At 62.8% G+C, this 22122-nt stretch carries 21 protein-coding genes, 3 tRNA genes and 1 pseudogene; 14 read left to right on the top strand and 11 right to left on the bottom strand.

The annotated features are described in order from the left end of the window. Nucleotides 1-44 precede the first annotated feature (44 nt). Nucleotides 45-118: transfer RNA gene (locus tag BEN49_RS19820), tRNA-Pro, on the bottom strand. Nucleotides 119-299: 181 nt separating this feature from the next. Between BEN49_RS19820 and BEN49_RS19815 the strand changes: the two genes are divergently transcribed. Continuing rightward, on the top strand, nucleotides 300-767 hold the full coding sequence (locus tag BEN49_RS19815) for a T9SS type A sorting domain-containing protein (RefSeq protein WP_070746156.1): 468 nt from the start codon (nucleotides 300-302) through the stop codon (nucleotides 765-767). On the opposite strand, the gene BEN49_RS19810 is transcribed toward BEN49_RS19815, so the two are convergent. Together BEN49_RS19810 and BEN49_RS19805 are read right to left on the bottom strand one after the other, a co-directional pair. After that, nucleotides 764-1162: a VOC family protein gene (locus BEN49_RS19810; protein ID WP_070746155.1), complete on the bottom strand. Its 399-nt coding sequence runs from the start codon at nucleotides 1160-1162 to the stop codon at nucleotides 764-766. The genes BEN49_RS19815 and BEN49_RS19810 overlap by 4 nt on opposite strands. 15 nt (nucleotides 1163-1177) lie before the next feature. Continuing rightward, nucleotides 1178-2962 (bottom strand): ABC transporter ATP-binding protein, encoded by a 1785-nt coding sequence (locus tag BEN49_RS19805; protein WP_070746154.1) that lies wholly within the window; start codon nucleotides 2960-2962, stop codon nucleotides 1178-1180. A 281-nt stretch (nucleotides 2963-3243) separates the two neighbouring features. Here BEN49_RS19805 and nusB point away from each other — a divergent pair, with 281 nt between their 5' ends. The 7 genes and pseudogenes from nusB to coaE all read left to right on the top strand — a co-directional run. After that, complete coding sequence (nusB, locus tag BEN49_RS29785) at nucleotides 3244-4548, top strand: transcription antitermination factor NusB (protein WP_239692024.1); 1305 nt, start codon at nucleotides 3244-3246, stop codon at nucleotides 4546-4548. A gap of 80 nt (nucleotides 4549-4628) precedes the next feature. After that, the gene (locus BEN49_RS19795; protein WP_070746153.1) at nucleotides 4629-4937 is read left to right on the top strand and encodes a YtxH domain-containing protein; all 309 of its coding nucleotides are present in this window, start codon (nucleotides 4629-4631) and stop codon (nucleotides 4935-4937) included. A gap of 120 nt (nucleotides 4938-5057) precedes the next feature. Further along, entirely contained in the window at nucleotides 5058-6056 is a 999-nt protein-coding gene (locus tag BEN49_RS19790) for an isocitrate/isopropylmalate dehydrogenase family protein (RefSeq protein WP_070746152.1), read from the top strand. Between the two features lie 92 nt (nucleotides 6057-6148). Continuing rightward, complete coding sequence (locus tag BEN49_RS19785; protein ID WP_070746151.1) at nucleotides 6149-6658, top strand: DUF1573 domain-containing protein; 510 nt, start codon at nucleotides 6149-6151, stop codon at nucleotides 6656-6658. 22 nt (nucleotides 6659-6680) lie between these two features. Next, on the top strand, nucleotides 6681-6995 hold the full coding sequence (gene yajC, locus BEN49_RS19780; RefSeq protein WP_070746150.1) for a preprotein translocase subunit YajC: 315 nt from the start codon (nucleotides 6681-6683) through the stop codon (nucleotides 6993-6995). Nucleotides 6996-6998: 3 nt separating this feature from the next. Beyond that, nucleotides 6999-7685, top strand: coding sequence for a YbbR-like domain-containing protein (locus BEN49_RS19775; protein WP_070746149.1), 687 nt, complete (start codon nucleotides 6999-7001; stop codon nucleotides 7683-7685). 38 nt (nucleotides 7686-7723) lie between these two features. After that, nucleotides 7724-8251: pseudogene (gene coaE, locus BEN49_RS25950) on the top strand (dephospho-CoA kinase); the annotation flags it as partial. A 105-nt stretch (nucleotides 8252-8356) separates the two neighbouring features. On the opposite strand, the gene BEN49_RS19765 reads toward coaE, so the two are convergent. From BEN49_RS19765 to BEN49_RS19755, 3 genes are all read right to left on the bottom strand, one after another. Continuing rightward, a complete protein-coding gene (locus tag BEN49_RS19765) occupies nucleotides 8357-9538 on the bottom strand; it encodes a hypothetical protein (protein WP_070746174.1) in 1182 nt (393 codons plus the stop codon). 80 nt (nucleotides 9539-9618) lie between these two features. Continuing rightward, nucleotides 9619-9696: transfer RNA gene (locus BEN49_RS19760), tRNA-Val, on the bottom strand. 47 nt (nucleotides 9697-9743) lie between these two features. Further along, nucleotides 9744-9818, bottom strand: a tRNA-Val gene (locus tag BEN49_RS19755). Between the two features lie 242 nt (nucleotides 9819-10060). Here BEN49_RS19755 and BEN49_RS19750 point away from each other — a divergent pair. After that, on the top strand, nucleotides 10061-10936 hold the full coding sequence (locus BEN49_RS19750) for a TerB family tellurite resistance protein (RefSeq protein WP_070746173.1): 876 nt from the start codon (nucleotides 10061-10063) through the stop codon (nucleotides 10934-10936). 91 nt (nucleotides 10937-11027) lie between these two features. Here BEN49_RS19750 and BEN49_RS19745 read toward each other — a convergent pair whose 3' ends face one another. Continuing rightward, nucleotides 11028-12140: a mechanosensitive ion channel family protein gene (locus BEN49_RS19745; protein ID WP_070746147.1), complete on the bottom strand. Its 1113-nt coding sequence runs from the start codon at nucleotides 12138-12140 to the stop codon at nucleotides 11028-11030. 216 nt (nucleotides 12141-12356) lie between these two features. Here BEN49_RS19745 and BEN49_RS19740 point away from each other — a divergent pair, with 216 nt between their 5' ends. Then, nucleotides 12357-12677: an ArsR/SmtB family transcription factor gene (locus BEN49_RS19740; RefSeq protein ID WP_068237743.1), complete on the top strand. Its 321-nt coding sequence runs from the start codon at nucleotides 12357-12359 to the stop codon at nucleotides 12675-12677. A gap of 84 nt (nucleotides 12678-12761) precedes the next feature. Here the strand turns inward: BEN49_RS19740 and hemA are convergent, their stop codons facing one another. After that, complete coding sequence (gene hemA / locus BEN49_RS19735; RefSeq protein WP_070746146.1) at nucleotides 12762-14039, bottom strand: glutamyl-tRNA reductase; 1278 nt, start codon at nucleotides 14037-14039, stop codon at nucleotides 12762-12764. A gap of 206 nt (nucleotides 14040-14245) precedes the next feature. Here hemA and BEN49_RS19730 point away from each other — a divergent pair, with 206 nt between their 5' ends. Further along, on the top strand, nucleotides 14246-15184 hold the full coding sequence (locus BEN49_RS19730) for a DMT family transporter (RefSeq protein WP_239692023.1): 939 nt from the start codon (nucleotides 14246-14248) through the stop codon (nucleotides 15182-15184). An 80-nt stretch (nucleotides 15185-15264) separates the two neighbouring features. Here the strand turns inward: BEN49_RS19730 and BEN49_RS19725 are convergent, their stop codons facing one another. Together BEN49_RS19725 and BEN49_RS19720 are read right to left on the bottom strand one after the other, a co-directional pair. Next, nucleotides 15265-15813: a hypothetical protein gene (locus BEN49_RS19725; RefSeq protein ID WP_070746145.1), complete on the bottom strand. Its 549-nt coding sequence runs from the start codon at nucleotides 15811-15813 to the stop codon at nucleotides 15265-15267. Between the two features lie 5 nt (nucleotides 15814-15818). After that, entirely contained in the window at nucleotides 15819-17564 is a 1746-nt protein-coding gene (locus tag BEN49_RS19720) for an amino acid permease (protein ID WP_070746144.1), read from the bottom strand. 304 nt (nucleotides 17565-17868) lie between these two features. On the opposite strand from BEN49_RS19720, the gene BEN49_RS19715 reads away from it, so the two are divergent. After that, a complete protein-coding gene (locus tag BEN49_RS19715; protein WP_083326274.1) occupies nucleotides 17869-19107 on the top strand; it encodes an acyltransferase family protein in 1239 nt (412 codons plus the stop codon). 203 nt (nucleotides 19108-19310) lie between these two features. Here the strand turns inward: BEN49_RS19715 and BEN49_RS19710 are convergent, their stop codons facing one another. Then, the gene (locus tag BEN49_RS19710; RefSeq protein WP_125917041.1) at nucleotides 19311-19832 is read right to left on the bottom strand and encodes a hypothetical protein; all 522 of its coding nucleotides are present in this window, start codon (nucleotides 19830-19832) and stop codon (nucleotides 19311-19313) included. Nucleotides 19833-19993: 161 nt separating this feature from the next. Here BEN49_RS19710 and BEN49_RS19705 point away from each other — a divergent pair, with 161 nt between their 5' ends. Then, a complete protein-coding gene (locus BEN49_RS19705) occupies nucleotides 19994-20755 on the top strand; it encodes a carboxypeptidase-like regulatory domain-containing protein (protein WP_070746141.1) in 762 nt (253 codons plus the stop codon). A 51-nt stretch (nucleotides 20756-20806) separates the two neighbouring features. Continuing rightward, nucleotides 20807-21880, top strand: a complete 1074-nt coding sequence (locus BEN49_RS19700) for a lipocalin-like domain-containing protein (protein ID WP_070746140.1) — start codon at nucleotides 20807-20809, stop codon at nucleotides 21878-21880. Nucleotides 21881-22122 lie beyond the last annotated feature (242 nt).

The following is a 22122-nucleotide window of genomic DNA, read 5'->3' as shown; positions in this document are numbered from 1 at the left end:
CGAACAAAAAGTCCGAGGGCTTTCAAGAGCGGTTGCCCTTCAAGTCGGAGTGGCAGGATTCGAACCTACGACCTCCAGCACCCCATGCTGGCGCGATACCAGGCTACGCTACACCCCGATGGGTAATTGGAGCGACAAAGGTAAGGCGTTTGGCGCGCCCGGTGCAAGCAGTAGCCAATTATTTTTCGCTCGCTCCGGCCAGCCGGGGCCCCTGGCACAGCGCATTCGCGTGATTGGCGGGCCATTACGTACTTTTATCTATGCCGTCGTTACCGGCTTTTTTTATTCTTTTGATCGTTATGAAAATTCTATTCTTTATCCTTTGCGGCGGTGTTTTGGCCCTGGTTCCTCCCGCTGCCCACGCCCAGGCCAAGGCCGCCGCCAAGCCCCCAATTAAAGCGGCCCCGGCCAAGCCCCTCGCCGCGGGGCCAATGGCCACCAAACCCGCCGCGGCCCCTGAGGCACCCGCGGCCCCCATTGCCCACGTGGCGCTGGCCCCCGCCACGCCCGCAGCCGACCCCACGGCGCTCAAAATCAAGGCCGAGGTGAACCCCACCACCCGGCAGCTTGCCGTGCACACCAACGCCCCGGGCCCCACCACCATCGAGGTGAACGACGCCACCGGCCGGCCGGTGCTCACGCGCAACGTGATGGCCGGCGCCAAACCCATTGAACTGAACGTGAGCCAACTGCCCGCCGGCTACTACGTGGTGCATTGCACGGCCGGCCTACGCACCGGCATGCGCCGCGTGCACCTCGGCGACTAGCCGCCCAGCGGCTCCAGCAAATCCCAGCGGTTGCCGTACAGGTCCTCGAACACGGCGACGTGGCCGTAGGGCTCCGTGCGGGGCACCTCCAGGAAACGCAGGCCGCGGGCTTGCAGCACGGGGTGGTCGCGCCAGAAATCGTCGGTGTGCAGGAACAGCCAGACCCGGCCGCCGCCCTGCTGGCCCACGGCGCGCTGTTCCGCCTCGGTGTGGGCCTCGGCCAGCAGCAGGCCGCAGCCGCCGGTGGGGCCCTGTGGCACTACCACTGCCCAGCGCTTGCCATCGCCCAAGTCGGCATCGGCCGCCAAGCTGAAACCTAATACGTTGGTGTAGAAAGCAATGGCCTCATCATAATTGCGGACGAGTACCGTAACGTGGGCGAGGCGTTGGTTCATATTTATCAGCAGGGATTACGCTTCCTCGGCTTGCAGCTGGCGCTCGTAGAGGGCGCGGTACAGGCCTTCGGGCTCGGCCATGAGGGCCTCGTGGGTGCCGTGCTGCACGATGGTGCCGTCGTCGAGCACGAGGATGTGGTCGGCCAGCTTCACCGAGCTTACGCGGTGCGAGATGATGAGGCTGGTGCGGTCGGCCATGATGCGCTGGAGGGCCCCCAGGATGGTGTTCTCCGTCTTGGTATCGACGGCGGAGAGGGAGTCGTCCAGGATCAGGATTTTCGGCTCCTTCACCAGGGCCCGGGCCATACTCACGCGCTGCTTCTGGCCGCCTGAGAGGGTGATGCCCCGCTCGCCCACCTTTGTGTCGAAGCCCTCGGGGAAGCCCATGATGTTGTCGTACACGGCCGCGTCGCGGGCAGCTTGCAGCATCTTTTCTTCCGACGGCTCATTGAGGCCGAAGTTGATGTTGTGCCGGATGCTGTCGGAAAATAGGAACACGTCCTGCGGCACGTAGCCGATTTGCTCGCGCAGGTTGTCCAGGGCGTAGTCGCGCACGTCGATGCTGTCGATTTCGACCTGGCCCGCGGTGGCGTCGTAGAGGCGGCAGAGCAGGGCGGCGATGGTGCTTTTGCCCGAGCCCGTGTTGCCGATGACGGCCAGCGTCTGGCCCGGCCGGATGCGGAAGCTCACGTTGTGCAGGGCCCGGATGCCGGTGTCGGGGTAAGTGAAGGACACGTTGTCAAACACGATGTCGCCCTGCATTTCGTGCTGGAGGTTCTGGCGCGACACGATGTCGGTTTTCTCGTCCAGAAATTCGTTGAGGCGGGCCTGCGAGGCCTCGGCGCGCTGCACCAGCGAGGAAGTCCAGCCCAGGGCCGTCACGGGCCAGGTGAGCAGGTTCACGTAGATGAGGAACTCGGCGATGGTGCCCGTGGTGATGGTGCCGCGGATGACCTCCTGGCCGCCCACCCACACGGTGATGAGCGTGCTCAGGCCCACCAAAAACAGGATGAGCGGGAAGAACAGCGAATTCACGAAGTTGAGGCTCAGCGACTTCTCCTTGTACTCGTTGCTGGCCTTGGTGAACTGGGCATGCGAATCGGCCTGGCGCGAGAACGACTTCAGCACCCGAATGCCCGAAAACGCTTCTTGCGTAAACGTCGTCATGGCCGCCAGTGACCGTTGGATTTGGTCGGACTTGCGCTCGATCAAATTGTTGACATAAAAGATACTAATCGACAATACAGGCAGCGGAGCCAGCGTGTAAAGCGTCAGCTTGACGTTCACCATGAGCATGAGCGGCACGATGAGCAGAAACAGCACCACGAGCTGCAAGAAGTACATGATGCCGGGGCCCAGGTACATGCGCACGCGGCCCACGTCCTCGCTGATGCGCGACATGAGGTCGCCGGTGCTGTGGCGGCGGTAGAAGCTGAGCGGCAGCGACTGGTAATGGAGGTAAACTTGGTTCTTCTGGTCGTTCTCGACCAGGCGCGACATGACGATAAGCGTCTGGCGCATGAAGAACAGGAAGATGCCCCGCAGCAGCGCCAGCACAATGATGAGCACGCCGTAGAAGAGCACGTTGCGCCCGAACAAATCGTAGACGCCGCTCTGGGCCTGGGTGCCGGCGAAGAGGTGATAGAGGTCGATGCCCTCGCTCACCAAATCGAAGGCGTAGCGCACGAGCTGGGCTGGGAAGATGGTCAGCAGCGTGCTCAGCACCACGAACAGCACGCCCCCGAGGAAGTGCCATTTGTAGCGGTAAATGAACGGATTGACAGCGGTGAGAGCGCGCACGGACGGGCAAAAAAAAGGGCGGGATCGAAAAAAACGGGGTACTTTTGCGGCCGCAACGCCGAACAATGTGCCGGGCCGGCTCCCCAATAAAACGGGCCAGCGGGCGCATGGTTCGGCGCCCCGGCCCGGCCCTGGGGCCCCAGCCACAACCTGCACCCCGGCGCAAAGTTACGCCCGCGCTGCGCCCACGGGGCCCCGGCGCGCCTTGCCGGCCACTGCTTACTTCTTACCGCCTACCGTTATCTATAATGCTGAATCGCCGCCTCCTCCGCATCAAAGTTATGCAATCCCTCTACGCCTACCACCAGGCCGTGGGGGCCGATTTCGGGTTGGCCCAAGACCGTATCGCGGAGGCGTTTGAGCCCGACCTGAACGCCGAGGTGGCCCCCGACCGCCGCCAGCTCGAAGGCCAGCGCAAGCTGGGCGAGGCCCGCTTCCGCGAGTGGTACCGCACCCAGGAGGCCCCCGAGAAATCGGACGACAAGGCCGTGGACGAAGCCCTGAACGACGCCATCCGCTACTTCCAGGAGCAAGTGAAGAAGGACGGCAAGTTCTTCGGCGGGCAGCTGCTGGCCGGGGCCGAAAGCATCCACGACCAGTATCTGCACTTGCTGAACCTGCCCGCCTCGCTGCTGCAAGTGCTGGAGGAAGAAACCGACCGCGAAGCCCGCCGCCGACTGGGGCCCCGCGAAACGGCCCTCGACACCAGCCGCCTGGCCGGCAACGCCGCCATTGCCAAGCTCATGGCCAACGAGCAGCTCCAAAGCCTGACCATCCGGCGCAAGCTGCAATGGCTGGGCACCGAAGAGCTGGATGCCCTGCGCCGCGCCTGGCGCGACGAGATGAGCACCCACCCCACCGTGCTGGCCTACCTCAAGCGCCAGCCTCTGGCCGCCGCCACCCTGGCCACGGCCGACGTTGAAACGGAAACCACCGCCGATTCTTCTACCGATGCCGACACGGAGGGCCCCAGCGCAACCGCCGACACCCCGGCCACGGCCGAAGCGCAGGGCCCCAACCTGGCCGCCAGCGGCGAGGAAGCCGAGTACGAAGCCGACCTGGAATTTCTGCGCTTCCTATACAAGGAGTTCATCTTCAAAGGAGAAGAGCTGCCGCGCCAACTGGAAATTGACGACCTGAACTGGGAAGAGAACCGGCCCATCGTGCGCAACCTGGTGCTGAAGACCCTGAAGATGCTGCCCTACGCGGCCACCGACCAGCAGGAGCTGATGAACCTGAGTGCCAACTGGGCCGACGACCGCGAGTTTGCCGACACTTTGTTCAAGCAGACGCTGGTGGACGACGCCAAGTTTGAGGCTCTCATCGGCGGCTCGGTGCAGAACTGGGACGTGGACCGCGTGGCCCTGCTCGACAAAATCATCCTCAAGATGGCCCTGTGCGAGATGCAGCTCTTCCGCGGCATTCCGGTGAAAGTGACCATCAACGAGTACATCGAAATCAGCAAGCTCTACAGCACCCCCAAGAGCAAGCAGTTCGTGAACGGCGTGCTCGATAAGCTGGCCCAGGACCTGGCCGCCAGCGGCGACATCCGCAAATCGGGCCGCGGCCTGCTCGACAACCAATAGCGCCGGCTGGGGCCCCGGGGTATCTTGGCGGCCGTATATTTCGTAAGACAGCGCATTTCTCACCCTTCCTTTTCCGCATCATGGCTGGCAAAACCACCACCGGCATTCTGTGTTTCACGGGCGGCGCCCTCACCGGGGCCCTCTTTGCCTTGCTTTACGCCCCCGAAAAGGGCCGCGAAACCCGCTCCTGGTTGAGCTACCAGCTGGAGAAGTCGCGCGCCATGCTGGCCGACCTCGCCGAGGGCCTCGTCACGAGCCGCGAGCTGGGGGCCTCATCGGCCAAAACTGAAGGGCAGCGCGTCATTTCCGACGCCCGCGACAAAGCCGAGCAGCTGCTCGGCGACGTGGACCAGCTCATCAACCAAATCAATTCCCGCAAGGGCGTTTAATTTCAATGAGTGGGTGGGTGAATGAGTGAATGAGTGGCTGGGGCTCGCAAGAGAGAAATACCTCCGGCCCCAGCTACCCATTCACTCATTCACCCATTCACTCATTCACCCATTGAAAAAATGCACTTAGTAACCCTTATCCCTGGCGACGGCATCGGGCCGGAAATCACCAAAGCCGTTACCGATATTTTTGCCGCCGCGCAGGTACCCGTGCAGTGGGAAGAGCAGAACGCCGGCCAAACCACGTTTGACCAATCGGGCGAGCTGATTCCGGTGGCGTTGCTTAAGTCGCTGGAGAAGAACAAGTTGGCCCTCAAGGGGCCCATCACTACGCCGGTGGGCAAGGGCTTCCGCAGCATCAACGTGACGCTGCGCCAGAAGTACGACCTCTACCAGAACGTGCGGCCCAGCAAAACCACGCCCGGCATCCACACCCGCTACGAAGGCATTGATTTAGTGCTGTTTCGGGAAAACACCGAGGGCCTGTACTCGGGCCTGGAGGTATTCGACGAGCGCCTGGGCATTTCAGATTCCATCGCCCGCGTGACGGTGGAAGGCTCGCGCAAAATCTGCCACGCCGCCTTTGCCTACGCCAACCGCCACGGCCGCAAGAAGGTGACGCTGGCCCACAAGGCCAACATCATCAAGATGGCTGGCACCATCATGATCAACGCTTGCAAAGAGGCATCGGCTGAGTTTCCGCACATCATCTTTGAGGACAAGATCATCGACAACATGTGCATGCAGCTGGTGGGCAAGCCAGAGCAGTTCGACGTGATTGTGACGACCAACCTGTTCGGCGACTTGCTTTCCGACCTGTGCGCCGGCCTGGTGGGCGGCCTGGGCGTAGTGGCCGGGGCCAACATTGGCGACAACATGGCCATTTTTGAAGCCGTGCACGGCTCGGCCCCCGACATTGCCGGCCAGGGCAAGGCCAACCCCACGGCCCTGCTGCGTTCGGCCATCATGATGCTGCACCACCTGAGCGAGCATGTGGTAGCCGACCGCATCGACAAAGCCTTGGAAGACACGCTGCTGCACCAGGACCAGTGCACCGGCGACCTCGGGGGCCACGCCACCACCAGCGAGTTCACCCAGCACATCATCGACAAGCTTTAGGATTTTTAGTTGTCAGTTGTTCATTGTCAGCATTGTTCTGATGTGATAAGAACCAATGACTGACAACTGGCAACGAACCACTGACAACTAAAATGAAAATTACTTCCTTCTTGGCCGGGGCCCTGTTGCTGGCCGCCTGCAATAGCGACAAAGGCGCCGACGTGGGTACCCAAGGCATGAACGCCGCCGCCAACCAGGCCGCCGACGCCACCGCCAACCCCACCGTGGACAACCCCAACGTGGTGGGGGAAAGCCAAATCCCGAACCCCAACGCCCCAGTAATGGCTTTTGCCGAGCAGGAGTTTGATTTCAAAGACATTGCGGCCAACAGCAAGGTGCACCACACCTTCGAGTTTACCAACACGGGCAAGTCGCCGCTGCTCATTGCCGATGCTACCGCCTCGTGCGGCTGCACTACCCCCAACTGGACCAAGGAGCCCATTGCGCCCGGCGCTAAGGGCACCCTGGAAGTGCAGTTTGATAGCCAGGGCAAGCAAGGCCTCATCAGCAAGCAGGTGAACGTGCGGGCCAACACCCAGCCCAGCATCACCACCATCACCATCAAGGGCAACGTGCTGACCGACGCCACCGCCGCCAAGTAACCCCGCCTTTTCGCCCCGTTTTATGACGTTTCTGACCCTGTTGCTGCAAGCCGCCCCGGCCGATTACACCCAGTTCCTGTTCCCGATTGCCATTGCGGCGGTGGTGTATTTCTTCATGATCCGGCCCCAGCAAAAGCGCTCGGCCGATACCAAGAAGTTCCGGCAGGCCTTGGCCAAGGGCGCGCGCATCGTCACCATCGGCGGCCTGCACGGGCTGGTGATTGAGCTGACCGACGAGACGGTGGTGGTGGAGGTAGACCGCGGCGTGAAGCTGCGCTTCGACCGCTCAGCCATCGCCCGTGAAGTAGGCACTAAGGCGGTCGACGCCGCCGTATAGGCCGTGCTGGGGCCCTGGGCGCGGGCCGGCCAACTGGGCCGGTGGCTGGTGCATCCGTTCATCAGCCAGGAGCCCGTGTTTTACCGGGCCGCGGCTGTGTGCTTGCTGGCCGCGGGCCTGTTCTGGCAGATGAACGCCCTGAACAAAACCTACAGCACCCGCCTAATGTGCCCCTTGGCTTGGTACTACGATACCACCCGCTACGTATCGCTGCGGCCCCTACCGGCCGCCGTGCCGGTAGTAGTCACAGGCCAGGGCTGGCGCCTGCTACGGGCCAACCTCGGCATGGGCCTGCGCCCGGCCGAGCTGCACCCGGTGCCCCGCCCCGGCACCCGCTACCTGTCGGCCAGCACCTGGCAGCACAGCCTCCAGCGGGCCCTGGAGGGCCTGCAAGTAGACGAATGGGCCAGCGACACCCTGCGCCTGACCTTCGACCGCTACGCCACCCGGCGGCTCCCGCTGACGCTGGCCGCGCCCGATTCGGGCCGTGCGCTGGTCTATACAGCGCGCTTCGAGCCCTCCCACCTCACGTTTAGGGGCCCCGCCAGCGTGGTGGCGCGCCTGCCCAGCCCCTACCCCGTGGCCTTACCCGCCGGCACGGGCCCCGGCGCGGCGCAGCTGCCGGTGCGGGCCCCCGCGCTGGTGCAGCCGGCCGCCACCCAAGTGCGCGCCGAGCTGCGGGCCCGCTAATCTGGCCCCCGCGCCATCCACCAATATTCACATTGCACATGGTACGCATTGGCATCACCGGCGGCATTGGGTCGGGCAAGAGCGTAGTGAGCCGCGTATTCGGCCTGCTGGGCATTCCGCTGTACGACTCCGACCAGCGCGCCCGCTGGGTGATGGAGCACGATGCGCAGCTGCGCGAGCAGTTGCTAAGCGCCTTTGGACCCGATACGTACACCGCCGCCGGGCAGCTCAATCGCCCCGCGCTGGCCCGCACCGTGTTTGCCGACCCCGCGCAACTGGCGCAGCTCAACGCGCTGGTGCACCCGCGGGTGGGCGACGATTTTGCCCGCTGGGCCGCCGCGCAGCAGGCCGCCGGGGCCCCCTACCTCCTCAAGGAAGCCGCGCTGCTCTTCGAGTCGGGGGCCTATAAAACGCTCGACCGCATCATCACCGTGGCCGCGCCGCTGGCCGTGCGCGAAGCCCGCGTGCTGCGCCGCGACCCCCACCGCACCGCCGCTGACGTGCAGGCCATCATCGGCAAGCAATTGAGCGAAGACGAGCGCCAGCAGCGCGCCGACTACGTGGTGCACAACGACGACGTGCAGCTGGTGCTGCCCCAGGTGCTGGCCCTCGATGCGCAGCTACGGGCGCTGGGGGCCAGCGGCCGGGTAGCTGGGGCCCCAGGCGCGGCTTTAGCGGATGATGGGGCTGCGCTCGAAGGGCCGGTCGCGGTCGAAAAGAAAGCGGTAGGTGGCGTGGGTTTTGCGGATTTTGGCGCCGATGGAACGCGTGGTCACCAGCATCCGCGGGTTGAAGTCGCCAATCCAGTTCATCTCAATATCGGTGTAGCCACCTGAGATGAACCGCTTTTGCGCATCCAGAATTAGCGCTGAGTCGAGGCCGGTGCCCTGATGGGCGGGTACTACGCCATAGATGATGCCGAGCATTTTCTTGTCGTGGCTGCGGCCGTAGCGCCACTGCTGCCACAGGAAGCGCACCTTGCCCAGCAGGTCGAGCCGGCGGCCTACGTGCTTGAAAATCTGGTTCAGCTCGGGCAAGCTAAGGAAGAAAGCTACTGGCTCGTCGTCGCAGTACGCGAAGGCTAACAGGCGCTCATCGAGCACCGGCTTCATCTCGCGCACCAAGTCACGGGCCTGGTCAAGGTTCATGGGCTTCACGCCCGCGTGGCGGCCCCAGGCCAGGTTGTACACGTGGTGGAAATCCTGGGCCAGCTTCTCAGGGTCGGCCTTGCGGCCGTAGTCGAAGCGGTAGCGCGCGTCGGCTTCAAACTTCTCCAGGCGCTGGGCAAAGCTGGGGTGCAGCTCCGTCAGCACTGGGCGGGCGCAGGTGTACTGCTTAAAATACACCTGAAACCCGTAATCCTCAAACAGTTGCTGGTAGTAAGGCGGGTGCCAGAACATGCCGTAGTTGGGCTCCCACTCAAAGCCGTCAATCAGCACGCCCCAAAACCGGTCGCGCTCGCCGAAGTTAATGGGGCCGTCCATGGCCTGCATGCCGCGGGCCGCCAGCCAGGCACGGCCCGCGTCGAAGAGGTGGCGGGCCGCCGCGGGGTCGTTGGGGGCCTCAAAAAAGCCCAGGCCACCGGTGGGCAGGTCGGGGTTTTTCACGTCCACGGCCTCGCGGTTGAGGAAGGCGGCCACTCGGCCCACGGCAATGCCCTCGGCATCGAGCAGCACCCAGCGGATGGCCTCGCCGGTGGCCAGGTTGGGGTTTTTCTGGGGGTCAAACACGACCTCAATTTCGTTGTCGAGCGGGCCGATGTACTGCGGGCGGTAGCCGTGCAGGCGCTGCGGTACCGCCAGAAACTGCCGGTGGCGGGCCGGCGAATTAACTTCGTGCAGGGTGTAGCTCATGAGGTAAAAGTAAAAGATGGGCCCGGGGCCCCAAGCAAAACGCCCACCCGGCCGGGGGGCCAAGTGGGCGTTTCAGTAACTGGTGGGAAGTAAAGGATTCGAACCTTCGACCTCTGGCGTGTGAAGCAAGCGCTCTAAACCAACTGAGCTAACCTCCCAGAAAAAACCGCCGGGGGGGCGGGGGGGGCCGCCGAAGCGGCCGGGGTGGGAGATACTGGGTTCGAACCAGTGACCCTCTGCTTGTAAGGCAGATGCTCTGAACCAGCTGAGCTAATCTCCCGGGATATTTTGTTTGGGACTGCAAAGATGGGGAATTTTATTTACCCGGCCCAAACCACAACGGCCCTGGGGCCCTATTCTGGGGCCAAAAAGCAGAAAAGGCTAGTCAACCAATTTATTTTCAGCCAGATAAATTTCACGATTTTTTTACTCAATCGGACTAAGAACGGGCCTCAAAACGTAATTCGCCCGCTTGCGTTCAAGGACCTGGCAATTCTGCCCACCTCCTTCCTTTCACCACCCATGGACACGCAACTCTTAAAAAATTACTCGGAAGCCGAAAAAACCGCCTATTTGAGCGCTATTGCCAGCCTAGCTACGGCCGACCGGCAGGCTTCGGACAACGAAACCCAGTTCTTGCAAGCCCTGGCCCAGCAGGCGGGCCTGTCGGACGGCGCGGCGCAGCAGGTGCTGGCGGCCTCCCAGGACTCGAATAACCAGACCATCCAGAGTAACCTGGACGTGCTAAAAAACAGTGATTTACGCTTCTCACTCATTACCGACCTCATCAGCTTCGCCCGCGCCGATGGCGCCTACTCTAACGACGAGGAGGCCATGGTGAGCAAGATGGCCGCGTACCTTGGCATCAACGCCGACCAGAAGCAGACCCTGGAAACGGTGGTGGACCAAGCCGCCAACGTGGCCCACGACCCGCAAGACCCAGCCAAAGAAGGCTTTTTTGACCGCATTGGCGATAAGCTTTCCGGCGTAGGCATCCCCAAAGGGGCCCTGATGGCGGGCCTGCTCGGCGTGGTCGCCCCGATGGTAATCTCGCGCATGGGCGGCAGCAATAATAATAACAGCAACCAATCGTCGGGCGGCGGCTTGCTGAGCAGCGTGATGGGCGGCAGCATGGGCGGCCTGCTGGGCGGTGCGACGCAAGGCGGCATGGGCGGCATGCTCGGCGGCCTGCTGGGCAGCGTGATGGGCGGCGGCCAAGGCAGCGGCCAGGGCTCGGCCATTGGTGGCGGCGGGCTGGGCTCGATGATGTCCGTTTTGGGCGGGTTGGGCGGCCAGCCTAACTCGCAGCCGGCCAGCGCAGGCGGCAGCGGCCTTGGCGGCCTGCTAAGCGGTGGCATGGGCAGCATGCTCGGCAACATCTTCGGCGGCAACCGCTAGGGCCTTTGGGGCCCCAGGCCCTAAAATTTTCTGACGTAAAAAAAGCGGCCGCCCCAATAGGAGCGGCCGCTTTTTTTGTTTTCCTGGGGCCCTACACGCCGGCTTTTACGAGGGTAGTGGTGGTGGTGCTGGCAAAAAAGCCGCCTTCCTTTTCTACTACTTCCACGAGACAGTAGTTTAATTCCTCCTTCGTGTCGAGGTACTCGTCGTAGCTGCTGGTTTCGATGAAGTACTGCACAGTTACCTCTTTGCCGTTGGGCGTGAGGGCGTTAAACTTCATTTGCACCTCCTGCGTCACGAGCGGGTGCGCCTGCACGGCGGCAATGGACCCATCGATGATGGCATGGAGCTGGGCGCTGGTGGTGCGCTGGTCGAAGACGAGCGTGAAGCCCACGCGGCGCGAGGTGCGCAGCGAGAGGTTATCCAACGGCTTGTCGATCATGCTCTTGTTGGGTACGGTGAGGTAGCTTTTTTCGGCTGTGCGCAGGCGGGTGCTGCGGAAGCCAATCTTTTCTACCGTACCGCTCACATTGCCGGCCGTCACGAGGTCGCCCACGCCGAAGGGCTGGTCGAGAAAAATGGTGAACGAGGCGAGCAAGTTTTCCAGGCTTTCCTTGGCGGCGAAAGCCACGGCCAGGCCCCCAATGCCCAGGCCCCCAATCAGGGCCGTCACGTTCACGCCAAATACCTGGCCCAGGGCCACCAGCAATCCAATAACGCCCACGAATACCTTGAGCAAATCTTTGGCAAAAGGCAGGAATTGGCTGTCGAGGCGGTTGGCCCCCACGGCTTTGAGAATGGCGCGGCGCTGCACTACCAGCAGCGCGAAATCGATGAGCCGCGTAATGCCCCACACCACGGCCACAATCACGCCCAGGTGAAACAGACTCAGCAGCGCCACCTTGGGCCAAGGATCAACGCTGGGCACGCCCTTGAGCGGCAGCGGATAGCGAATGAGGCCAAAGGCAATGTAAAACGTCACCAAAAACAGCAGGATGCTCAGGGGTTGGATGAGCAGGTCGTGCAGCTCCGTCTCGCTCACGCCGGCAGTGTAGCGCTTGGTAAGGCGAAAAAGCGCGGCGCTGACCAAGCGCGAGAGCAGCCGGTTCAGGCCTGCGCCCAGCACCAGCACCACCAGGGCCCACACGTAGTCGATCAGTTCGTTGCCAAACACCTCGCGGTGCAGAAAAGAAGGTATTTCCATACTTTATTTCGAAGCGAAAACTGTACCGCTGCTGGGCATTAGTACGGGCCAAGGCATGAGGCTGTTGGTTTTGGGAGCCGGCGAGGGCCCCGCAGCCGGGGCTTGCCCAGGCCTAGCCCGAATGTTATACCTGTTCATGCCTGAACCATATGGCAGAAGATATTGTATAAGGTTTATTCTAGATTAATAGAATAAATAGGCCCATTAAATTACTGCATGAAACCTCTTCTTTCGCGCGTTGAAGCGCAGCAGCTCGACCGCGCCGCGGCGATGCTAAAAGTACTCTCTCACCCCAAACGCCTGGCCATCGTCGACCTGCTCGGCAAAGGCAAGGGAAAAGACAACCAACTGTCCGTCACGGACATCTACCAAGCGCTGGACCTGCCGCAGGCCATTGCTTCGCAGCACCTCATCACCCTCAAAGACCGGGGCGTGCTGAAATCGACTAAAGTGGGCACCAAGATTTACTACTCGCTGGCCGTGCCTCAACTGCTGAAAGTTATCGATACGCTGGAAGACTACTCGGGCAAAGTTTAGCGCTACCCGCTCACTTTTCCACGCAAAAAGGCCACCCTTCGGGCGGCCTTTTTGCGTTTTACAAATTATTTTATGGAAGGCTGGCTAAGCGACCGGCTGGCGCTCAAGGTCGAAGAAGTTGCTGAGCAGTTCCATTAGCTGGCCGGCCTCGGCTTCGTCGCGCTGGCAGGCAGCCTTGAGGTGCAGCACCTGCTGCTTGAGCACTTTTTGCATCAGCGAGCGGGTCACTTCGTCGAGGAGCTTGCTTTCGGCGGGGGTGGCTTTTTTCTGGTAGCGGTCCAACTCTTCGAGGCGCAGCTGCTCCAGGCTGGCCTTCACCTTCTGGATGATGGGCGAAACCATCATTTCTTTGGCCCAGCTCTGCATGCCAGCGATGCTCTCGGCGATGATGGCGCGCACCTGGGGCACGGCGGCCAAGCGGGTTTCCAGGGCGGCGGAAGCTTTGCTCTGGATGGCGTCGACGTTGTAGACCAGCACGCCGGGCACCAGCTCCACGTCGGGGGCAATGCTGCGCGGCACGCTCAGGTCGATGAAGAACTTGAAGCTCAGCACGTCGAGGTGCTGCACCAGCTCGGGGGTAAAGAACGGCTCGCTGCGGTTGATGGACGAGATGATGACGTCGGCGTCGCGCAGGGCCCCGGTCAAGTCCTCGAAGTTGACCACTTTCAGGCCGCCGCACTCTTCGGCCAATGCATCGGCCTTGCTGCGGGTGCGGTTGCAGAGCGTGACGCCGGCGAAGGCCTTGCTGCCAGCCAGGTGGCGGCACACATCGGCCCCAATTTCACCGAGGCCCACCACCAGCACGCGGGGGTTGGCTACGTCGGCGGTCAGCTCCTCGGCCAGTTCCACAGTGGCGTAGCTCATCGACGCGGCTCCGTCGCGGAAGCGCGTTTCGGTTTGCACCCGCTTGTTGGTAAAGAAAATGGTGTGCAGCAAGCGGTGCAGGAAAGGGCCCGCAGCGTCGGCGTCAGCGGCCCACTGGTAGGCCATTTTCACCTGGTTGCTGATTTGCAAGTCGCCCACCACCTGCGCATCGAGGCCCATGGCCACGTCGAACAAGTGCTGCACGGCATCGTCGGCCACGGTCAGCAAGTCGAAATACGGCAGGAAGTTACTCACGTCGGGGCGGCCTTTTAGGGCCCCCAGCGCGAGGATGATTTCGCGGCTGCGGTCGTCGTCGGCCGCGTAGTATACTTCGGTGCGGTTGCAGGTGCTGAGCACGAGCAGGTCGGACAGACCCAATTCGTTGCGCAGCGCATTCAGAAAACGGCGACAAGCGGCTTCGTCCAAGGCCAGCAGCTCGCGGATGGCGAGGGGGGCTTTTTTGAACGAGAGGCTAACGGCCTTAAACGGGTGGGACATAAGCAAACCGGGAGGAGACCGGGCCACAAAATTACGGCTGGATTGACGAAGATTAAAACAGCTTAATTAGAGATACGGTTCGGAACCGGCAACGCATTTATTTACCAAAAGAGCCGCCGGATTTTCTGGTTGAACGGTCGCCGTACATTTGCACTATGCCCATACCCACCCCACCGGCAGCCCGATCCATTCTTGCGCCCCCCGCCGTGGCCGTCACCCCCCAAACACCCTTGGGGCCCCAGGCCGCAGCGCCCGCGCCCACGCCCGCCGCGGCCTGGGGCTTGCTGCTGGTACTGGCTGCCATTTGGGGCACGTCGTTCATCCTGATGAAGAAGGGGCTAGTGGTGTTTTCGGCCCTGGAGCTGGGGGCCTGCCGCGTGAGCGTGGCAGCATTACTGTTGCTGCCCTTTGCCCTGCGCCAAGTGGGGCGCGTCGAGCGCACTCGCTTCAAGTGGTTGGCATTGAGCGGCTTAGTAGGTACGCTGCTACCTGCGTTTCTGTTTGCCTACGCCGAAACGCGGCTGGCCTCTGGGCTGGCCGGCGTGCTCAATGCCCTCACGGCGGTATTTGCGCTGCTCGCGGGGGCCCTGCTGTTTGGGCAGCGCCTTACGGGGGCCCGCACGCTGGGCGTGGGCCTAGGCCTAGTGGGCACGGTGGTGCTGATGGGCCTGGGCGGGGCCGGCGCGGCCACCACTACCACCAGCGCGGGCAACGCCTGGTACGGCCTCTACATTGTGGCGGCTACTGCCGGCTACGGCCTGAGCGTAAACGTGATAAAATATAAATTAAGCGGCCTAACGCCTCTCACGGTCACGGCCATGCTCCTGCTACTCATTGGGGGCCCGGCGCTGGCTTACTTACTATTGGGTACCAGTTTTGTGCATAAGCTGGCGGTGGTGCCGGGGGCCTGGGCGGCGTTTGGCTACATTGCGCTGCTGGCCACCATGAGCACGGCGGTAGCCATGGTGCTGTTCAATAAGCTCCTCCAGCAGTCCACGGCGCTATTTGCCTCGTCCAGCACCTACCTCATCCCCATCGTGGCGCTGGGCCTGGGGGCCCTCGACGGCGAGGCCTTCAACCTGTGGCACGCGGCGGGCATGGCCATTATCCTGGCCGGCGTGTTCATCATCCACCGGGCGCGGTGAATCGGTGAGTGAGTGAATTGGTGAGTTAGTGAATGAAAATTTCTCTATTCACCAATTTACTCACTCACCGATTCACCACCTCACTCACTCACATAGGGCCACGCCTGGAAACGCGCCGGTTGGCCCGCGGCCCGGGCATTGCCGCGCACGTAGGCCAGGGCCCCAGTTAGCTCGGTGGTGGTGAGCAGCGGGACTTCGAGCCAGCCGGCTTGCCAGAACTCAGCTTCGGGTGGCAGCTTGGGGCGCACCAAGCGGCGGCAGGCGGCGGCGGTGCGCAGGTGCAGCAAATCCAGGGCTTTGGCGAACGACAGGCCGCTGCGGGCCGGCAGGTGCAGTACCAGGTGCGCGTGGTTGGGCAGTATGGCGAAGCCGTGCACAACGAAGCCGGTTTCCGCCAGCATCAGGATTTCGCCGGCCAGCGCTTCGGCTACCGGCTCACTTTCGAAGTAGCGCGGGCCGCAGGGGCCCTGGTCGAGCACGGCATCGAACCGGGCGAAGAACTGCTTCTGGGCCCGGTGGTGGTCGGCAGCCGGCTGGGCCCGCGCGGCGGCTAGCCCGCGGGCGGCGGCGGCCAGAATAGTGCCGTGCAGGCGCAGGGTGAGCAGGGCGGTTTCGCCGGGCGGCAGCATGGGGGCTAGGAGGCCACTGGGGCCCCGGCTTGCCCCAGCCGCGAGTGCTTGTGGCCGTAGCCGAAGTACACCACCAGCCCAATCAGCAGCCAAGCGAAGAACAGCACCCAGTTGCTGATGCCGAGCTGCGTCATCAGATAGAGGTTGATGAGCAGGCCCAGGGTGGGCAGCAGCGAGAGGCTTTTCTGGAACGACAGCACGGCCAGGCCCCCGCAAAACAGCAGGAACACGAGCATTGGGATTTGGTGGCGGAAGCCCTCGTAGCCCTCGCCGAAGCTGGCCATGTGAGCGAAGGTGCGTACCTCATCCTGGTTGTAGCGCCACAATAGGGCCCCACCGATAATCAGAATAATCATTACCAGCCACTTGCCGTTGATGTACGGCACCGTGAAGCGGGCCTCAGAGCGGCCGTAGGGGTCGATGATGAGGATGCCGCCGCAGACGAGCGCGAAGGCGAACAGCGTGCCGATGCTGGTGAGGTCCACCACCAGGTCCATGTTCAAGATCAGGGCCGGCACGCCCACGAAGATGCCCGTGACGATGGTGGCGAACGAGGGCGTGTGGAAGCGCGGGTGGATGCGGGTGAACACTTGGGGCAACAGGCCGTCGCGGGCCATGGTAAGCCAGATGCGCGGCTGCCCCAGCTGGAACACCAGCAGCACCGAGGCCATGGCAAACACGGCGCTCACGGCTACCAAGCCCGAGAGGCGCGGCAGGCCCACCCGGGCAAAAACGAACGAGAGCGGGTCGCCCACGCCCAGCTCCGTGTAGGACACCATGCCGGTGAGCACCAGCGTGATGACCACGTAGAGCACCGTGCAAATGATGAGGGCGTACATCATGGCCCGGGGCAGGTCGCGCTGCGGGTTTTTGCACTCCTCGGCCGTTGTAGAAATAGCGTCGAAGCCGATGTAGGCGAAAAATACCGCCGACACGCCCTTGAGCACGCCGCCCACCCCGTGGGGCGCAAACGGGTGCCAGTTGGCTGGCTTGATGTAGAATGCCCCCACGGCAATGACCACCGCCACCACAATCAACTTCAACACCACCAGCAGGTTAGAGGCGTACTTGCTCTCCTTGATACCGACGTAGACAAGTAGCGTAATGAGCACTGTGATGCCGAACGCCGGCACGTCGGCCACCAAGTGCCAATCGCCGAAAAGCACCGGGGCCGAGTTCCAGATTTTGTAGCCTTCGAGCTGGGCCGGTGTGGCCTGGGCCAGCGGCTGGTGGGCTTCCATGAGGGCCACCACGGCGGTGTAGCCCTGGTAGGCCCCCTGGGCCCCGGTGCTGAGGTAGGCCGGAATGTGCCACCCGATGCCGTCCATCAGCCCCGTGAAGTAGTCGGACCACGAGATGGCCACCACGATGTTGCCCACCGCGTACTCCATGATGAGGGCCCAGCCGATGATCCAGGCGGCCAGCTCGCCGAACGAGGCGTAGGCATAGGTGTAGGCCGAGCCGCTGACCGGGATGGTGGCCGCGAACTGGGCGTAGCACAGCGCCGAGAACGCGCAGGCCACGGCCGTGAACACGAAGAGCATCGACACGGCGGGGCCCCCGTCGAGGCTGGCCTTGCCGATGGTGCTGAAAATGCCGGCCCCGATGATGGCCGCAATGCCCAGCCCGGTGAGGTCGCGCACGGTGAGGTGGCGCTCCAGGCCACCGCCGGGCCCGTCGTGGTCGGCGGGCGGGTTTTGGAGGATGGCCGCGATGGTTTTGCGGCGGAAAAGGGAACTAGAGTCGGGCATTCGGCCAAGAAAAATTTGGAGCGGCAAAATAGCAAACGGCCAAGTTACGGGCTGGCCGCAGCTCTGCAGCCGCCTGGGCCCCAGGCCCGACGGCGGCCGGCCAGGGCTAGCCAACACTTGCACTATGGGCTAGCTTGACTAATTCACAGCTACTGAGCCATAGGAGAAAAAATTATATTGATAATCAGCATATTGATTCGTAAACACCTTATTTATAGTATTGTGATTTTTGAATATTTCATGAAAAATTAATCAACGGAAATGGAAATTGTCCTTCTAATTATTCGATTGTCCTACTATCAATATGTCAACGCATTCCACCCCACCTAAAACATTTTTTCCAAACCTCGACGGTCTCCGTACACTGGCATGCTTGGCCGTTTTCGGGTTTCATGCCTTCATTACCATCGGGCCCCAACACACGGTTATCCCCCGGGCCTTTTCCGTTTTGGTGCTGGGCGCGTTGGGCGTCAACTTTTTTTACGTCCTCTCCGGCTTTTTAATCACCTACTTGCTGCTGGAGGAAGAGCAGCAGCACCAGAGCGTTGACTTGCGCGCCTTTTACCGCCGCCGCGTACTGCGAATCTGGCCGCTGTTCTATGCGTGCGTGGCCTACGGTTTCCTGGTGGCGCCGCTGCTGATGCACCTGTTGCGCGTGCCTTACCACGAAACCGCCGGCTTGGCCCTGCACCTGGCCTTTTTGGGCAACCTGGACACGGTGTGGCGGGGCGGGCAGCCTACGTCGAGCGGGCTGGCGGTGCTGTGGTCGGTAGCCATCGAGGAGCAATTCTACCTGGTGTGGCCGGTGTTGCTCATGTTCTTGTTTCGGCGGTGGCGGCCCGGGGCCTTTTTGTTGGTCATTGCGGTCTGCCTCGCGTTCCGCTACCAGCACTACGCCAACGAAGCGCTGATTTACCGGCATTCCCTGGCCGTCATGTCCGACATGGCGATGGGCGGCGCGGCGGCGTGGGCCTGCTTCTCGTTCCCAGCGCTGCGGCAGCACATCGCCGGCTGGTCGCGCTGGACGGTGGCCGGCCTGTACGTGGCGGTGCTGGTCCTGATTGCGGCGCAAAGGGTGCTGCCCGTCACTCCGGGGGCCGTGGCCGTGCAGCGCATCACACGGTCGGCCCTGTTTGTGCTCGTCATTGTGGAGCAGAATTACGCGACGCACTCCTGGTTTAAGATCAAAAACAGCCGCTGGCTCACCTACTGGGGTACCTTCACGTACGGGTTTTACTGCCTGCACCCCATCGTGCTCGACTGGCTGGTTTTTGCTTCCGAGCACTTGCATTTGCCGCCTACGCTGCTCAATACCCTCGTGCGCGCAGCTGTTGGCCTGCTGCTGAGCGGTAGCCTGGCTTGGCTGAGCTTCACCTATTGGGAGCGCCCCTTTTTGAAAATGAAAAATCGGCGCCCGCCGGTGGCCGGCGCCACCACTGCCCCCCACGGCGACGCGCCGGCCGCGCCCCCCGGGCAAGAGGAGGCCAGCTTGCCGAACGGGGCGCAAGCCACGGTGCTGGCCGAAGTGGTGGCCGCGAGCTAAGCGAAGCGCACCGCCGAAAATGCGTAAATCCCGGCCGTGCGCGCGGACGGCCCCCACGCGGCGGGGCCCCCGCGATGGCCGCGCTGGTTTTGCGGCAAAATAAAGGATCGGTCGAAACGCAGGGGCGGCAAGCGGAGCGGGTTTGCGGGGCAAGAGGCAGGGCCTCGGGGCGGCTGGTGGCCCACCAGGGCCCCACCGCCGCTTCAGCGCAGTAGGCCGCGCGTCAGGCTGCTGCCTACGCTGCCGCCCACGCTCAGCACGGCCGAGCCGCTGCCAATCCGCACCGGCACGCCCACTGATAGGGTGCCGGTGCCACCGCCGTAGCCATTATACCCGTTATAATTTGGGTTATACGGCCCATTGCGCAGGGCCAGGGGCGCGAAGCCGGCATTGGCCGGCAGGGCGCCGCCCTCGGGGCCGTAGGGGGCCCCGGCGCCGTAGGCTGGCAGCCGGTACGGGGCAAAGGTATACTGCACAAAAGGCCGCGGCCGGCCGGTGGCACTCGTGCCCAGCTGGTAGCGCAGGTAGGGCTGCACCCCGTAGCCGTAGGCCGCAGGGGCAGCCAGCGGCAGGTAGCCGCCCGCTGCGTAGGCCCCCGCCAGAAAACGCCCCTTGCTGGGCGCCGCCGGGGCCGGCACTTCCAGCCCTATTCCGCTCGGTTGGGCATGGCCCGCGAAAGGCGTGAGCAACAGCGCAAGCGCCGCAATGCGGAAAGAAGGAGCCATAATGAGCAGGGGCAAGGGCGTGGGCAACACCGGTTCAACGCTGCCTAAGGTACAAGGTTTTGTAAGGATGGCCGGGCAAGCTATTGGGTAATTGTTGGGCCCCCGTGTGGAATTGGATAGGGCTCGGCATCAGTGGAGAAAGCTACTTTAACTTTCGTCCTATGGCAGCTCGCCGCACTACCGTTCACATCCCGCAGCCCTGCGCCGAGAGCTGGGCCGCCATGACGCCCCGGGGCCCCGGCCGCCACTGCGCCGCCTGCCAGCAAACGGTGGTGGACTTCACCCAGAAAACCAACGGCGAGATTCTGGCCATGCTAAAGCAGGCCACGGGCAACACCTGCGGCCGGTTCGCGGCGGGGCAGCTGGGCCGGCCCTTGCAGCCGCTGGCCGTAGGGGCCCCTAGCCGCTGGCGGGCCTGGCTGGCCGCCGCCGTAGCGGTGTGGGGGCTGCGGGAAGGCGTGGGGACGGTGGCCAGGGCGCAGGTGCCCACGGAGCTGCGGCCACTGCGGGCCCCAGCGACGGTACCAGCTACCACTGGGCCGTCGAAATACACTCACGTAATAAGTGGTGTCGTGACCGACTCGGCTACGCACGAGGGGGCCCCGGGCGTCTCCGTGATACTCATGGGCACCACGTTTGGCACCAGCACAGACGCCACCGGCCACTTCCGCTTGGAACTTCCAGATTCGTTGATTCGCAAAAGCAAGTGCATCATCGGGTTTAGCTGGGTTGGGTATGCCCGGCAAGAGCTGGCACTCAGCTCGTTTACGGAGCCGGTCGAAGTTGTATTACGACCCGACCAACAAGCACTCGGAGGAATTGTCGTCGTAGGCGATTACTCGCACAGACCCTGGCCCTGGCACCCGCGCCGCTTTTACTATTGGAGCAAATACTGGCTCACCCAAGCATTTCGCCAGAGCTAAACAGGCGGTTTCGGGCAAACTTTTCGGGCCCCAAAAGCCTTTTCCAGGGGTATGAAATTTCTGCCTTTTGCCCTGGGTTTGCTGCTGGTTTCCGCGTGTTCCACCTTTAAGCCCGTCCCTACTACCCGCTTCAACCCCACCGCCACCCGCGCCGAGCTGCCCCGCGAGGAGGCCGTGCACCCCAAAAACTCGCTGGAGTGGTGGTACCTCACCGGTCATCTCACCGATCAGGCTACGGGCGAGCAATTTGGCATCGAGTACGTGTTTTTCCACTTCAACCTGAAGGACGGCAAGGACGACTACCAGATGGTGAACGTGGCCCTGACCGACCCCGAAGGCCAGCAGTTCCGCTACGACTACAAGCTGGGCAAGATGCCGCGCCTGCTCACCGACTCGCTGCCCGTGCGCCTGCGCGAGCACAAAGGGAACGAGGTCTGGAAATTTGACGGGCAGGAGGGCAAGTACCAGCTACAAGCAGCCTTCACGGGCAAACAAAACGCGGGCTACGCCATCAACCTGAGCACGGTGCCCACCCGGCCCGCGGTGCTGCACGGCGGCGGCACGGGCTACGAGAACTACGGCGGCGGCATCACGGCCGGCTACTATTCCTACCCGCGCCTGGCCACCACCGGCACCCTTGTGGTGGGCGGCAAAACCCACCAGGTAACGGGCGAGCTGTGGTACGACCGGCAGTGGAATTGCACGGCCATCGTGAGCAAGGACATTGGCTGGGACTGGCTCAGCATCCAGCTCGACCAGCCCCGCGAGGAGCTTATGCTGAACACGCTGCGCAACCGCGCAACCGGCGAAAACCTCAACAACGGCACCTTCAGCGCCGACGGGGGCCGCAACCTGCACCTCTCAGGGCCCGACTTTCAGCTCACGCCCCTCACGTACTGGACCAGCCCGAAATCGAAGAAGAAGTACCCCGCCAAGTGGCGCGTGCAGGTGCCCGGCCAGGGCTACGACCTGACGGTGGAGCCCCTGGTGCCCAACCAGGAGCTGGCCCTGCGCTTCTTCCACGCTTTCACCATGTACTACTGGGAGGGCATGTGCCGCGTAACCGGCACCCACAACGGCCAACCCGTGACGGGCAACGCCTACGTGGAAATCACGAACCGATAGGTCATTTACCAGCTGTCCATCAACAGTTAACAGCCGTTCTGGGGCCCTAATTGGCCAGCAGAACGGCTGTTAACTGTTGATGGACAACTGTGTAGGCGGTGGTCTGAAACGAGGTGGTCCAGCAAATTGCCCGAAGGGCTTCGTTGGGCCACTCTCACTACGAAACAGCGGCTTCGAGCAATCGCAAGAGTGGTCCGACGACTGAAAAAGTCGCCGGACCACTCCGTTTTAAACCACCGCTA

The sequence above is a fragment of the Hymenobacter coccineus genome, from assembly GCF_001816125.1.
Classification (GTDB): Bacteria; Bacteroidota; Bacteroidia; order Cytophagales; family Hymenobacteraceae; genus Hymenobacter; species Hymenobacter coccineus.
Note: the sequence above shows the minus strand (reverse complement) of the source record. Positions and strands in the feature narration are given on the sequence as shown.